Annotated in this window: 11 protein-coding genes and 1 pseudogene; 3 read left to right on the top strand and 9 right to left on the bottom strand. The window is 45.4% G+C overall.

Annotated elements, in window-relative coordinates; genetic code table 11:
* Nucleotides 1-228 (bottom strand): annotated as a pseudogene (locus IQQ51_RS27350) (hypothetical protein); the annotation flags it as partial.
* Nucleotides 229-635: 407 nt separating this feature from the next.
* Between IQQ51_RS27350 and IQQ51_RS18465 the strand changes: the two are divergent.
* Entirely contained in the window at nt 636-1,022 is a 387-nt protein-coding gene (locus IQQ51_RS18465) for a hypothetical protein (protein WP_048606034.1), read from the top strand.
* A gap of 147 nt (nt 1,023-1,169) precedes the next feature.
* On the opposite strand, the gene IQQ51_RS18460 is transcribed toward IQQ51_RS18465, so the two are convergent.
* Nucleotides 1,170-2,102, bottom strand: coding sequence for a LysR family transcriptional regulator (locus IQQ51_RS18460; RefSeq protein ID WP_193841780.1), 933 nt, complete (start codon nt 2,100-2,102; stop codon nt 1,170-1,172).
* Nucleotides 2,103-2,370: 268 nt separating this feature from the next.
* Here IQQ51_RS18460 and IQQ51_RS18455 point away from each other — a divergent pair, with 268 nt between their 5' ends.
* Entirely contained in the window at nt 2,371-3,138 is a 768-nt protein-coding gene (locus tag IQQ51_RS18455; RefSeq protein WP_193841874.1) for a glycine betaine ABC transporter substrate-binding protein, read from the top strand.
* A gap of 156 nt (nt 3,139-3,294) precedes the next feature.
* Nucleotides 3,295-4,320 carry a zinc-binding alcohol dehydrogenase family protein gene (locus IQQ51_RS18450; RefSeq protein WP_193841779.1) on the top strand — a complete coding sequence of 342 codons (1,026 nt, stop codon included), beginning with the start codon at nt 3,295-3,297 and terminating at the stop codon, nt 4,318-4,320.
* A gap of 118 nt (nt 4,321-4,438) precedes the next feature.
* On the opposite strand, the gene IQQ51_RS18445 is transcribed toward IQQ51_RS18450, so the two are convergent.
* The 7 genes from IQQ51_RS18445 to IQQ51_RS18415 all read right to left on the bottom strand — a co-directional run.
* Nucleotides 4,439-5,074 (bottom strand): CIA30 family protein, encoded by a 636-nt coding sequence (locus IQQ51_RS18445; protein ID WP_193841778.1) that lies wholly within the window; start codon nt 5,072-5,074, stop codon nt 4,439-4,441.
* 47 nt (nt 5,075-5,121) lie between these two features.
* On the bottom strand, nt 5,122-5,388 hold the full coding sequence (locus tag IQQ51_RS18440) for a DUF3081 domain-containing protein (RefSeq protein WP_193841777.1): 267 nt from the start codon (nt 5,386-5,388) through the stop codon (nt 5,122-5,124).
* Nucleotides 5,389-5,649: 261 nt separating this feature from the next.
* The gene (locus tag IQQ51_RS18435) at nt 5,650-6,852 is read right to left on the bottom strand and encodes a type III PLP-dependent enzyme (RefSeq protein ID WP_086775076.1); all 1,203 of its coding nucleotides are present in this window, start codon (nt 6,850-6,852) and stop codon (nt 5,650-5,652) included.
* Nucleotides 6,845-8,710 (bottom strand): IucA/IucC family protein, encoded by a 1,866-nt coding sequence (locus IQQ51_RS18430; RefSeq protein WP_193841776.1) that lies wholly within the window; start codon nt 8,708-8,710, stop codon nt 6,845-6,847. Before IQQ51_RS18430 ends, IQQ51_RS18435 begins: the two co-directional genes overlap by 8 nt.
* Complete coding sequence (locus IQQ51_RS18425; protein ID WP_193841775.1) at nt 8,682-9,899, bottom strand: MFS transporter; 1,218 nt, start codon at nt 9,897-9,899, stop codon at nt 8,682-8,684. Before IQQ51_RS18425 ends, IQQ51_RS18430 begins: the two co-directional genes overlap by 29 nt.
* A gap of 6 nt (nt 9,900-9,905) precedes the next feature.
* Complete coding sequence (locus tag IQQ51_RS18420; RefSeq protein ID WP_193841774.1) at nt 9,906-11,717, bottom strand: IucA/IucC family siderophore biosynthesis protein; 1,812 nt, start codon at nt 11,715-11,717, stop codon at nt 9,906-9,908.
* A partial coding sequence (locus IQQ51_RS18415; protein ID WP_228012986.1) for an ATP-grasp domain-containing protein occupies nt 11,714-12,765 on the bottom strand: 1,052 nt, incomplete at its 5' end. The genes IQQ51_RS18420 and IQQ51_RS18415, both read right to left, overlap by 4 nt.

Below are 12,765 nucleotides of genomic sequence, written 5' to 3'. Positions count from 1 at the left end.
CTTTCCTTCTGAGTCCGTAATTTCCCCAACGCCCGCCACTCGGCTACGTCCGTTTGCACACTCAAAGAGGTTCGATTCAACGGTGGTCGCCACACCCTGAGTAATACTCGCTGAGCCTCGGTAATCACTGATGTTGCTGACCGAAGGCGTATCTGATGATGGTGAGCAGCCTGTTGCGAGCAAAGCAACAGATGAAAGGGCAAGGGCTTGATATTTTGTGATGATCATTGATTGGGTATCCGAGAAGGGGTGATTTAAATAAGCGTGGTTCAAAATAAGCCAAGTGCAAGTAAGTTAATTGAAAACAAAGCGATTTCAAACAAATCCGAGCTAAGTAGCTAAGTAAGCCGTGAACTCAAGCTGACAGCTGGAACGACGAAACTAAGCAAGAGCCAAAGCAATTGTGAGGTACCACGCTTATTATTTGATGAGGCATATATTATCCGTATAAATGTAAACAAGCGTAAAGCTGAGTAAGTATGGGTAAAACAGCGCTTTTATGGGATGATCACATCAGCTTGCGCGGCGCTGGTAAAAATACTTAGCACGAAGCGGTTTCAGGTTGTGATTGAGATAGTATTTTGCTACAAAACGCGCATAATCTCGCTATACAACATTTAAAGAAGAATTTACCTATGACTACCTTTCAATACTACTTTCACCAACTGCCTTGCTTCGACTGTAAAAAAACGACAGTAAGTACTGATCTTGGTTGGTTAACGCCTGCGATGAAAGACGATGCTATCGCACAAGTGACAGCGACACTTGCACAAGGCGAGGTTACTCCAGATCTTTCAGCAGACGTGGTTTGCACGAAAGAAGAAGCTCGCGAGTACTTACTGCTTAACTTCTTTGGTTATTCAGAAGAAGAATTAGAAAGCGGAATTGAAGCGGATGATGAAAAAGAAGTGGCAGACGAAATTGCAGAGCTAGTAGAAGAAGGTAAAGACACCATCACCTTCGAACATGAGATTGCTCTTCAGTGCTGCGCAGACTGCGATGTTGAAGACGAGTCAAACTAAGCTCTTGTATTAAGAGTATTAAACTAAGTACTCTTATTAAGGTTCATCATGCAGCTATGATGTTCTAATGATGAAAGGCGTTAGCGAATTTAGTTCGCTAACGCTTTTTTTGTCTCTCTGTTGCTTATCTTTAAGCGGCATTCAAGCTTAAGATGTTGTGCTTTGTATAATGCCTTGTTTGCTCAGTTGCGAAAGGATCTCAGCGGTCTTCTCTCTGAATAAATCTCTCAGTAGACGCACAGTCGGGGTGATGGATTGACGACTTGGACACACTAACCACAGCTCGGTAGGGGTCGGCTTAAACTCAGGCATAACTTTAACCACTTCGCCTGAAAGCAGATGAGGTGACATGTCTAAACAAGATTTTATTGCCACTCCTTTACCCGCGATACACCAACGTCTTACAAGGTCTGCGTCGTTCGAAGCGCGATTTCCTTTTAGTTTCACTTTATGATCTTGAGTACCATCGTTAAACACCCACTCGTCTTGCAACATGTCATGGAGTTGGTAAAGCAACCCATTGTGCTGCGCTAAGTCACTCGGGTGTTTTGGTGTTCCCATTTCAGCCAAGTAGTCAGGAGCCGCACACAATATCCTCGGCACATCGCATATCTTGAAACCATACATGTTGGCATCGGTCGGGGAACCGTAACGCAGCGCCATATCGACAGAATCTCGGTAGAAGTCGATATTGCTATCGCTGATGCTAGTGCGAAGCGTCGCCTTTGGGTATTCAAGCAAGAACTCATCTAACCAAGGTGTGATTAGATTACGTCCTAGATCCGATGAAAGCGCAATGCGAATTTCACCGTCAAGAATACCGAGCTCTTCGCGCATGTTGAGCTTCGCTTGCTCCAACATCTTTAAGGCTTGTTCGCATTCCGGTAAATAACGCTCGCCTGCTGAAGAGAGTCTCAGATGGCGCGTGGTTCTTACAAATAACTCAGCACCGAGTGCCGCTTCAACACGTTTTACCGCTGCACTTGCTGTGGCAGTACGCATATCGAGGTTGGTGGCTGCAGCGGTGATACTGCGAAACTCCGCCACTTTCAAAATGACCTGTAAGTCTTCAAGAAGCATGTTATCTACCTGTATTGAATTATGTTCTAAACATGGCGTTGGGATATTTCCCCATCACAATCTGCAGATGGGTTATCTCTACCTATCGCTTATAAGTTAGCTTCAAACACTTAATTGTCAAAAATAATTTGATAATAATTCAAATGTGAGGCTGTTTTTCATTAGTAATTTTCTCACTATCATTTTCCCATATCGACAACGTAGCGCAGTACACATCGTATGGACGAGACCTACGATCTAGGGGGATAAGATGACTAAGAAAATCACAATGGGTGTAACGGATTTGTCGTTCCACCGTACGACCGCATCATTGGTTGCCAATGTATTGAAATCCATGGGTTTTGAGGTAGAGCGTATTTTCTCTCCACATCAGGAGAACTTTGAAAAGCTGAAAACAGGCCAAGTGGATATGCTTTCTTCTGCGTGGTTGCCATCAAGTCACGGTATCTACAAAGCGGGCGTTGAAGAAGTTGAGCCACTTATCGAGCTTGGACTTCATTATGAACCTTATGCCTTGTGGGGCGTACCAGACTATGTGCCTGAAGCGGCGGTTTCTGAAGTCTCTGATTTATTAAAAGCTGAAGTGGTCGAGAAAATGAACTCGACCATCCAAGGCATCAACCCCGGCGCTGGTATCACACGTTTCTCTATCCAGATGATGAAAGATTATGGCCTGAGCGATGCCGGCTACGAGTTCTTTCCTGGCAGTGAAGACGATTGTTTCAGTGCCTTTGAAAGTGCAGTCGCAAACAAAGAGTGGGTGGTAGTGCCGCTGTGGAAACCTCAGTTTTTGCACTATCGTTACGATATTCGTGAGCTCAAAGAACCAAAAGGCCTACTCGGAATAGTGGACAGAGCTGTGCTTCTTTTAAGAGACGACAAGAAGCATCTGTTCAGCGAACAACAGATTCAGAAGTTGGATTCCCTGCGCTTCTCGAACGATATCATCGCAGAGCTGGATTACAAAGTTTGCCGTGAAGGTAAACCACAAGATCAAGTCACACATGATTGGTTGATTGAGAAAGGCCTGATTTAACCTCTAAGCCGTTGGTAATGCAGTGAGATGTCTGCATTACCCAGATAACGGCAACACCATTATCAAAAATTATTTGAGAATTATTCAAATATTAGGCGGTTTATCTAGAGTGAGAATTGACTAAGATTAACTCGTCTAATTCAAGGAGAAAGCACCATGTCAGTACCATCAAAAATGAAAGCGATCGGATTTACTCAATCACTTGCGATTACAGAGCAAGACAGTTTATTTGAGTTTGAAACGAGTCAGCCAGAACTAAAAAATAATGACTTGCTGGTGAAAGTGAGTGCGACTTCTATCAACCCTGCTGACGCAAAAATTCGTATTCGTAATGCTAAAGATAAAACTCTTGAGCTGCCAAAAGTGCTGGGCTACGACGCTGTCGGTGAAGTTGTTGGCAAAGGTGCTGACGTTGAAGGTTTCGAAGTCGGTGACCGTGTGTACTATGCGGGTGACGTAACACGTATGGGTGCTAACGCAGAATACCAAGCTGTGGACTACCGTATTACCGCTAAAGCGCCTAAGAGCCTTTCTGATGAAGCTGCAGCCGTTATGCCACTAGCGACACTTACCGCTTGGGAAGCGTTGTTTGAGCGCTTGCGTGTTCGTCCTGAAGAGAAAAAATCTATCCTGATCATTGGTGGAGCGGGCGGCGTTGGCTCAATTACGATTCAACTGGCTAAGCAACTCACCAACCTAAATGTTATCGCAACAGCTTCAAGACCTGAAACGGAGCAGTGGGTAAGAGATATGGGAGCGGACTATGTGGTGAACCACCGTAACCTTGTTGAGTCTGTCCGAGAGCAAGGCATTCAACATGTCGACTACATCTTCAATGTTGCTGATACAAAAGGGCACTGGGATGCGATGGTTGAGTTGATCGCACCGCAAGGCATGATCAGTTCGATTGTTGAATTTGACGGTGGAATTGACTTATCAGCGCTGCAAGGCAAATCAGCAGGCTTTGTTTGGGAGCTGATGTTCACACGTTCACTGTTCAATACAGAGGATATCCAGAAGCAGCAAGATATTCTATTCCAAGCAGCGAATCTGATTGATGCGGGCCGTATTAAAACGACCCTAACCACGACCCTAAATGGCTTTAGTGTGGATACAATCAAAGATGCACACCAACGTATTGAAAGCAGTGCCTCGATTGGTAAAACAGCCATCAAATACTAATTGCTGATGTTTTAATCCGTCGTTGTTTTGAGTCGTTGACGGTTTAAATAGAAGAAGCCCCTGATATCTGATTGCTAGTCAAAAGGTGTCAGGGGCTTTTGTTTGCGGTTTAGTCAGATTAGTCAGCTTCTGGTGATGTGATAGGTTTCGATGTTTTGAAGTGAAGCTGAATTAGGTCTAGCTCAAAAGGCAATGCCTGCTTGTCTGCAATCAAAAAACCGATTTGTTTGATGTCTCGTGCCTTAAGTTCCGGCGCATCGCTCAGTAGCCGACCTCTGAACACCGCTTGAAAATCATTGAAGTGGAACACCTTGTTAAGCCGCACTCCCTTTATCGTATCGAAATCGTGTTTGTATTGAACTCGATTACCATCTTTCGATGTTGTGAGCCTCAGTTGGTAAGTGCGACCATCACCAACGAATACTAGCTCTGCGCTATCTATTTCATGGGCTGGTGATTCAATGGAGCGCTTTACAGAACTGAAACCACCATTGTTTTCTAACGATAGCTCGCCCCTAAACTGACTCATATTATCAAGATAAATGAGCCCGCCTGTAGAGATGCCACCCATTACATTGTCGTTGGTCACTGTCCAGTTTTGATGCTCACTCGCTTGTGTAAAGTCGATCATGTTTATCCCTGTTGCTTCAGCCCTAAGGCTTAACGAATGTAGGCTGAGTAGAAGGATTAAAGGTGTGGTTAACCTAAGTGGTAACCGCGTTTTACAATTGGTTCCGTTCATCATTTTCTCCATTGCTTCCCCATAGGCTTTGCGTTGTTTACTCAATAGCGATGGATAGTTTATGGAGAGGGTTCCGTTTCAAGCATAGCTAAACATCGCTTGATGAAGTCTTCATAGTTCGAGGTTTTGTCGTATTCGATCTTCAATGAGCCGTGGAACATCAGGGTCACGGTAACGTCTCGGTAGCTCAACCAACAGGTGTAACCATAGTAGTCGTCCCACGCTACCATTTCGCCCAATTGATATTTGCTATCCAATTGCTTGCCCGAGGAGCGAATGCAATCGAACACTCTGAGAAACTCTAAAATGGTGATTCTGTTGTCCATGTACAACTCCCGCTGCGCAGTCGATGAAAAATGCTAAGTGCTTGTATTTGAATTAACTACGGTTTGGTTCTACATTACGATCACTGTGGGGACTCGAGTACTCAATCGCTGTAGCTCTTTGGTCAAAGGGCTAAGATAAACATAAGAAAGGCGTTAGTAGACCTGAGTTTACTAACGCCTTTTTCATTTAGTGTCTTTAGCTGGCTCTATGGATCTTCAACTCAAACCGTCAGTTAGAAATCATAGAGCACAGCGGGGTGCCTAGAAATAATGAAACACCGGAGGCTCATGCATTAAGAAGTTTTGATGCGAGATGTTCCAAGCATAAGCGCCTGCTAGAGTGAACACCACATAGTCACCGATATCGACCTGCTCGATATGTTGATTTCGTGCCATAACATCTTTTGGCGTGCAAAGTTGTCCAACTAGTGTGGCGGTAGCATGGCTTATCGGATGTGAAATGGTGGGTTGTTGATTACTTTTTACGATAATAAAAGGGTGATCATGGTTTTGTGCAGCCGGTGTACGGAAATGATGTGTTCCACCACGTGCAATCACGAAGTTCTCACCAAGGTTTTGCTTAATATCCAGTACCTCCATCACGTAATAGCCGCACGGTGCCGAGATATAGCGGCCACATTCAAAACGTAGCTTCCAGTCTTGCATATGTTCTTTAGCAATCAAGAACTCCAACTTGTCGCAGAACTCCATCCAAGGAAAGTGTTGCTGCGGGTTTTGGTAATTGATTCCCATCCCTCCACCAAGGTTGATGATCAGCTCATCGAGTGAGAACGTCTTTTGCCACTCTTTGACGACTTGGAAATAACGTTGCATCAAGGCGAGGTGGCGATCGACTTCAAGTTGATGCGACATCAGGTGGAAGTGGAAGCCTTTTAGCTTGATCAAGGGAAAGTCGCGCAGATACATCAAGGCGTTATTGAGTTCACCCTCATCGAGTCCAAATGGAGTGGGTTTTCCACCCATGGCTAACTTGCTAAGTGTGATGTCACCAATGTCTATGTTCATACGCAAGAAGATCGAAGCAGGTCGATTCAACCTCTGAGTTAAAGCACCAATGCGTTGTAACTCAGTGAGGCTTTCGACATGAATCGCATCGACATCGAGTTCAATTGCTTGCTCCAGTTCACTTGGCATTTTCCCCGGCCCACCAAAGATCAGTGGTTTATTGAGTTGTTGCTGGTGGAGGTGTGTAAGCTCTCCGCCTGATGCCGCTTCGAAACCATCAACATAAGGAGCTAAAGTACGTAATATCGGCGCTGAAGGGTTCGCTTTGGCGGCGTAAAATAGATCTACGTTTTTTGGTAATACATGGCGCATCTGCTTGATGTGCTGCTCCAATGCATCGAGGTCATAAAGATAAGCACATAATGGTTGCGTTTGTTGCTTGGCCAATTGCTGTATTTCTTGGTGGATGCTCGCAGGAAGTTGAGGTGAATTAAGCATGGTGAACTCCTTTTGAATGAGTAGGCCAAGGCGCGACTACTTGGGTGTACCCAGACTCTTTATCAGCATTTTTCATCAAACGGGTTGTGAAGTTATTTTTGCTAGGGAAATGACCATCGTTGAGCAACGACATAAGTTCGGGTTGCTGACCATTGATCGACTGCCAGCGGACGATAGCGTCTTTTAAAGTTCCCCATAACGTATTTTCAAGTGCTGAGTTCCCCTCAGCGATAAAGAAAATCGCCTCACTGATATTGTTAATGAAGGTGCAATAGCCGATACGGTTCCAACCTTGCTCACGGCTGTAGTAAACCGATTGACGAGCACGTTCTGAAAGTTGCTGAAGTGTTTCTGACGGCCAAAACTCGCGTAGTAGCTTGGTACCTTCTAAGTCTCGAATCCATACACAGCACGGCATGCCTTTTTCAAACCCAATCAACGTATTTTGTAAGTGCGGTTCAAACGCAACCCCATGTTTGAAGTAGTAGTTAAAGACGCCCGGAATCAAACAATGCAGATAGCGCTCAAACCATAGCGTGGCGACACTTTCATATTGGGATTGTGTTGTTTGCGCTTTTTGTTTGAGTTGAGTGGCGATGCAACTGTTCCCGTCTGTGTCGTAAGCAAAGAGCGCACCCGCTAACGTTGGCTGCAAAATATCGGTTTCGCTTAAAGTGAAATTCTCTCGATATAAAATACCAAATGACTCTCGAGCCTTAATAACATCCGCATGTTTTTGTTCAGCCACAGATTCTAGATTCAATGTGGTGGCGTAAGGTTCTGTCATTACCTTGAATACAGGGTTACGTAACTGTTCGCTTTCTTTAATTGGGTACAAAATCGAGGTTAATTGAACGGCACTATCGAGCTCATACCATGCGTTCTTACGTACACAGTTGGTTAAACGTACATTGATGGAGAACTTAGCAAACCAGTCCATATCTGGGTGATACAGAGTGCGCACGGATGAGGTGGGTAAGAGTTTTTCACCACCTAATCCAAGCGGGATGATTTTGCTTTGTTCAATGGCCGTTTTGACCACTGGGTTTTGCAAAAGTATGTAACTTTCCCAAGGGTGGCAAGGGTAAAGCATGGTAGTTGCTGAATTGTCCTCGTCAGGTGCAAGTTGTTCAAGCATAGTCGTTGGTGAGGTTCGGTCATCGGAACTCAAGACGTCGAGCAACGCAGTATCCACCTTAAACCAATAGAGGGGAACTTTAGCGCCAACCTCAGGGGAGCACGCTAGCAGATCATCGATACAGACACCTGACCGGCTCTTTGGCGTTGGGTGAAAAGTATGTCCCCAAAGTAACGATTGCTCTGATGCGATAAACGCATTGTGATGCTGCGGTGAGCTGTCTGAGTTTAGGAACTGCTCGGTGATCAACAAACTGTTTTCCATTTGCTCGATCAATTCGTGATTGAATGGAATCGTCAGCACTTGTTTTAGATAACTGAGTAGAAGCGTCAGGGTTTGCGTTGCGTCCAGTTTACACCAAGCTGTGCCGGGCATTTTGACCCAAGGTGTATCGTAGAGCTTCACTTTTCCCAGTTTGCTGGTGTATTCAACAGGTAAAACCATCAAGCCATTTTTCTGAGGCTGACTTTGGTGAGGTAGGTGAATGGCCACGCGCTGGTGAGCGTTGTAGTTTCTTTTCAAAGTTTGAGGCAGAGAGGCTGAACTGTAGCGCCAATCAACCTGCTCATTGGGTATCGCGTATTCACGTAAGTAACAGTTCACCACGCCCATGATGGTATTGAGTTGGGCTTTTTCTCGGTTTAGCAGTACTTTTTTACTATTTTGAAGAACTTGGTCTTCAGTGGAATATTCACTTGGAGATAATTGAGTCTTTAACATGTTGATGTCCAAATTTTGAATGGATGATCAGCGCGATGGCAGCAATGCCACTGACCAACATAGAAAGTATGAAAGGAACCTCAAGCCAGCCCTGGCTTGATATGGAAGACGCGCTCAACCCAGCCGCAACGCCACCCCATTTAGACATAGCGTCAAAGCGGGAAAATACTTTGCCGCTTTGTCGTCGATCAATTTGGTTTGCTAACGCTTGATGTAAGCCGTGATAACAGCAAACCATGCCAAGTCCGATAACGATACGAGCAATAATCAACACTTCTTGATAAGGAGTGAGATGCATTGCGGCACTGAGTGAAAGCAAACCAAAGCCCAGCCATAAAGTACGCTGCGCTTGACTGCGTTCAAGCTGGTGGCGATCAATCCATTCTGAGAACAGATGAACTTTCCCTGCAAAGAGCAGATAAACACCATGTGGGAGGGCATACAAAAACCCAACCCACGCTTGATTCGTCACGCCATATTGCTGCACATAAGGCGAGAAATAGGGGAACGTGACGACCATGGCGAAAGCAAAACTGAACTGCGCGCCAAACACCCAATAAAGAGTATTTAACGAATTGGCTTGGCTGCATTGAGCTTTATTCGATGCCTGATCTTTTACAGTTCCCTTAGATTTCGCTAAGTCATCAATGGGTAATGTTAAGGTGATCACTAGCGCGAATAGCGGCAAAGCAGACAGCCACAGATACGCGTTCAGCGGGTTTGTTTCTGATAAACTCCAGCCAAGCCCTATCGGAGCAACAATTAACGCCAGACGGGCAGAAAGCTGAGTTTTATTAAGTGACTTACCGAGTGTTTTCGCATCGTTAATTTGGCTGGATAAGTAGCTGTTTGAGGCGGCCATGGTGCCACCAAAGGTTCCTTGAACGATAAGACCAAACACAAACATTGAGAGATTATCGGCTAAGCCGCACAGCGCGAAGCCTGCTGCAAGCCCGAGTTGAGCACGTAATAGAGAGCGACGTCTGCCATATTTATCAGCAAACTGCCCCCAAAAGCGCGCCGCAACGGCCGTGCAAAAGGTGGGTAAAATGAACAGTACCCCCGCCCAGTCCGAAGTAATGTTTGCATCCAGTGTTGGCAATACCATTGGCAAAAACAACGGCATTCCCAAGGCTGCAAACGCGGCGATAAAGTGGCTTAAAAGCACGCAATAGATGAGTTTGGTCATGATGGGCTAACTCACGCTCTGCTTGATGTTTTCAAGGTAAGCGTGTTGTGTTTCTTCGCTGGTTAGCAATAAAAAGTTCGGTGCTGACAAGCCATAGAACTTATTGATATCGCTTGCGCCAGATGTCTCTTTAGACAACAAGCTACCCGAGCTCAATAGATACTTAGCGTATAGGTTGGGTGACTCAAACAACATCTCGTTTGCGAGCTTGGTGTTGTGTCCTTGTTTGTCCAACTGGCTAAGCTGTTGGGAAAGGCTATTGGCAACCATTTCATACAGATAAGCTGACGTTGCGATTCCTTTCGTCGCCATTGCTTCCACAATCGCGGCAATGTCTAACTGCAAAGTAATTGTGGTAAACATCTGACCAAGAGCGAGCTCGCTGTCTACTGTGATACGTTGATCTAAAAGGTGCTCGCATTTTACGGGTGATTGTTGCTCAAACGTTTGGAAACGCTCTGGCCAAATACGCGCTGCATCGTTGTCTTTCATAGCTAAGGTCATCTTGCCTTGCCCATCGAATGCGATGATGGCGTTTTGTTGGTTAGACTCCAAAGCGATACCGTAACGAATCCACAATGTAAGGTGCACTTTGCATAGCAGATCAACGTAATCTTTAAACCAATTCAGCGTATCTTGTTGATAATACTGTTCGGCGAGGTGTTCCAAGAACAAACGTCCATCAGGCATTGGGCTGGCAAGGGAAGCCACAGGCACCAGTGCTTTGTCTTGGAAGTAGCTCAGCGGGTATTCACGCACAATGTAAGCAAAGGTTTTATCGTCTCCAACATGGCCGCCATGTTTCTCATTACAATGGTAAAGCGTGCCGTGTAAGTCTTGATCTGTTTGCTCTAAGTGTGTCAATAAACGTTCAAACCAATGCCCATCATAGAGTGTGGAGGGTTTGATTAGGCGAATGTTTTTAGTACCTAAAGATCGCATGATCAGTGGCACCTTGATGTGGATCTGCGGTGCTTGATTCACGACCACAGTACGTACTGATAAAGTTGGAGTCACCTCTAGATACGCAACCGGAGCTTCAATAACACCGTCAGGAAGTCCATCAAGACTTCTTAGTGTCAATGGATGTGCGGGGAATAACTCATGGCTAAGAGCAAAATCGGCTGGCAGACCCACTTGCTCCATCGTTGGCCAACATTCTGGTTGTGGACTGGTCAATGTAACGAGTGACTTTTCGATTGCGAGCCAACGAAGTTCAAAGCTTTGTGCAAATTCTGGCGCGAATTGCTCTAGGTCGTGATCGCTTAAACCGAACTTAGCACGTGCTGTCGGATAGTAGGGGTGGTCAAGATAGGATGCGATTTGATCGGCACGTAATAGCTTTTGCTCCCAACGTGCTAGTTGAGAAATCGGCAGCATGAGTGATTCGGATTGCTGGCTGAAGGCGCTATCACACAATCCTTTGTGTTTTTCTGCGCATTCGAGTTCTTGCAAATAACCATCTAATAAGGAATGCGAGCTTTCGTGAGCACTTGCTTTAAGTATTTCGATCCAATCTTGATAGTGCTGCTGTGCTTCAACGACACCATTCCTCTCGATGAGCCAACCATCACCTTTCGAGCCGTCTGGTTGGCCGTATACCCAACGCTGCATGTAATAACTCGGAGTAACGGGCAAGTAGAGTGTAAAGTCTGAACCCGTAAAAATAGCCCAAATTTGATTACGAGGATAAGAAGGTAACTTGAGTGTAATCGGGAGCTGAGACTCAAATCGGCTTTGAGAAACTAATCCGAACAAATCTTCACGCAAGCAAGTATCGACTAAGCGTTGAGTGAGGTATAACGCGTTTTCATTCATGCTGTTACCTCGTTTGTTGCTGTTAGGTTGAAGCGAGAGATTGCCTGTTGTAGCGCGAGTTCTAGTGTTTGACCAGAAGGAGAAACGACCGAAATTCTCGCTAAGTAATCCTTGTTGGAGAAACTTTGTTGGAACGTCTCACCAACCTTTTTAAGCACTTGCTGCTGAATGACAATATCGCCCTCCTGGTGAATGAAAGAGGTTGATGAACCTTCAATCAAACCGCTTTGTTGCGCCACTACATAATGCACATGGGCACTGCCATCAATACGAAATGTAGGATCGAGCTTGTGACCCAAGTGAAGATTTAAGATGGTATGGAACCAATTCCCGCCACAGAGGTTATCAAGCAAAAATTCTCGTCCATCACCAATACTTCGATAGTTGATCTCGACCAGTACCGGCCCCGAATCTGTGATGATGAATTCGCTATGACAGACACCAAACCCCACCCCAAATGTTTGAAGCTGACGTATACATTCTTCTCGGTAGTGAACGCTGTTAATACCATTCCAACTCGCCGCGGTTTCGATGAAGTAAGGTGGCGCAGAGAGTTCTACATCGAACCCACCAAGTGCGACTAAATTTTCCCCGTCGCCAATGGTTTCGACAGTGATAAGCGGACCTAGTAAAAAAGCCTCAACTAAAATGGGAGTCGTAGGGTGCTTTTGCCAAAACGTATCGCAATAGTTATCCAGCTCAGCCGCAGAATCGCAGCGCTGCACGTCTAAACTAGCCACGCCCTCCTTGGGCTTCGCAACGACAGGAAAATCGAAATCGAATACAGGAGCGCTCTCTCGACTTAACAAAACACTCTGAGTATTAGGTAACGATTTTTCGTTGAGAACCTGACGAGTTAAGTATTTGTTTTTCGCCTTGAGCGTCACATTCCAATCTTTAGCTGGTAGGCCAAAGAACTGTGCACAGATTGCGGTTGAGGTTTGTAGGTGGTCGCTGTTGCTGAACACTGCATGAGGTTCTAGATCTTGCTCTGTGATGATTTCGATGAGCTCAAGAGGGTTGAACACATCGCATTCTAGAATTTCAT

Source organism: Vibrio sp. OPT18, assembly GCF_015163615.1.
Taxonomy (GTDB): Bacteria; Pseudomonadota; Gammaproteobacteria; order Enterobacterales; family Vibrionaceae; genus Vibrio; species Vibrio coralliirubri.
The sequence above is the reverse complement of the archived record's forward strand: the minus strand, read 5'-3'. Positions and strand labels throughout refer to the sequence as shown.

Excerpts from the sequence above, each read along its gene's own strand:
- IQQ51_RS18465 (WP_048606034.1), top strand. The coding sequence starts at position 636 with ATGACTACCTTTCAATACTACTTTCACCAACTGCCTTGCTTCGACTGT.
- IQQ51_RS18460 (WP_193841780.1), bottom strand. The coding sequence starts at position 2,102 with ATGCTTCTTGAAGACTTACAGGTCATTTTGAAAGTGGCGGAGTTTCGC.
- IQQ51_RS18455 (WP_193841874.1), top strand. The coding sequence starts at position 2,371 with ATGGGTGTAACGGATTTGTCGTTCCACCGTACGACCGCATCATTGGTT.
- IQQ51_RS18450 (WP_193841779.1), top strand. The coding sequence starts at position 3,295 with ATGTCAGTACCATCAAAAATGAAAGCGATCGGATTTACTCAATCACTT.
- IQQ51_RS18445 (WP_193841778.1), bottom strand. The coding sequence starts at position 5,074 with ATGGAGAAAATGATGAACGGAACCAATTGTAAAACGCGGTTACCACTT.
- IQQ51_RS18440 (WP_193841777.1), bottom strand. The coding sequence starts at position 5,388 with ATGGACAACAGAATCACCATTTTAGAGTTTCTCAGAGTGTTCGATTGC.
- IQQ51_RS18435 (WP_086775076.1), bottom strand. The coding sequence starts at position 6,852 with ATGCTTAATTCACCTCAACTTCCTGCGAGCATCCACCAAGAAATACAG.
- IQQ51_RS18430 (WP_193841776.1), bottom strand. The coding sequence starts at position 8,710 with ATGTTAAAGACTCAATTATCTCCAAGTGAATATTCCACTGAAGACCAA.
- IQQ51_RS18425 (WP_193841775.1), bottom strand. The coding sequence starts at position 9,899 with ATGACCAAACTCATCTATTGCGTGCTTTTAAGCCACTTTATCGCCGCG.
- IQQ51_RS18420 (WP_193841774.1), bottom strand. The coding sequence starts at position 11,717 with ATGAATGAAAACGCGTTATACCTCACTCAACGCTTAGTCGATACTTGC.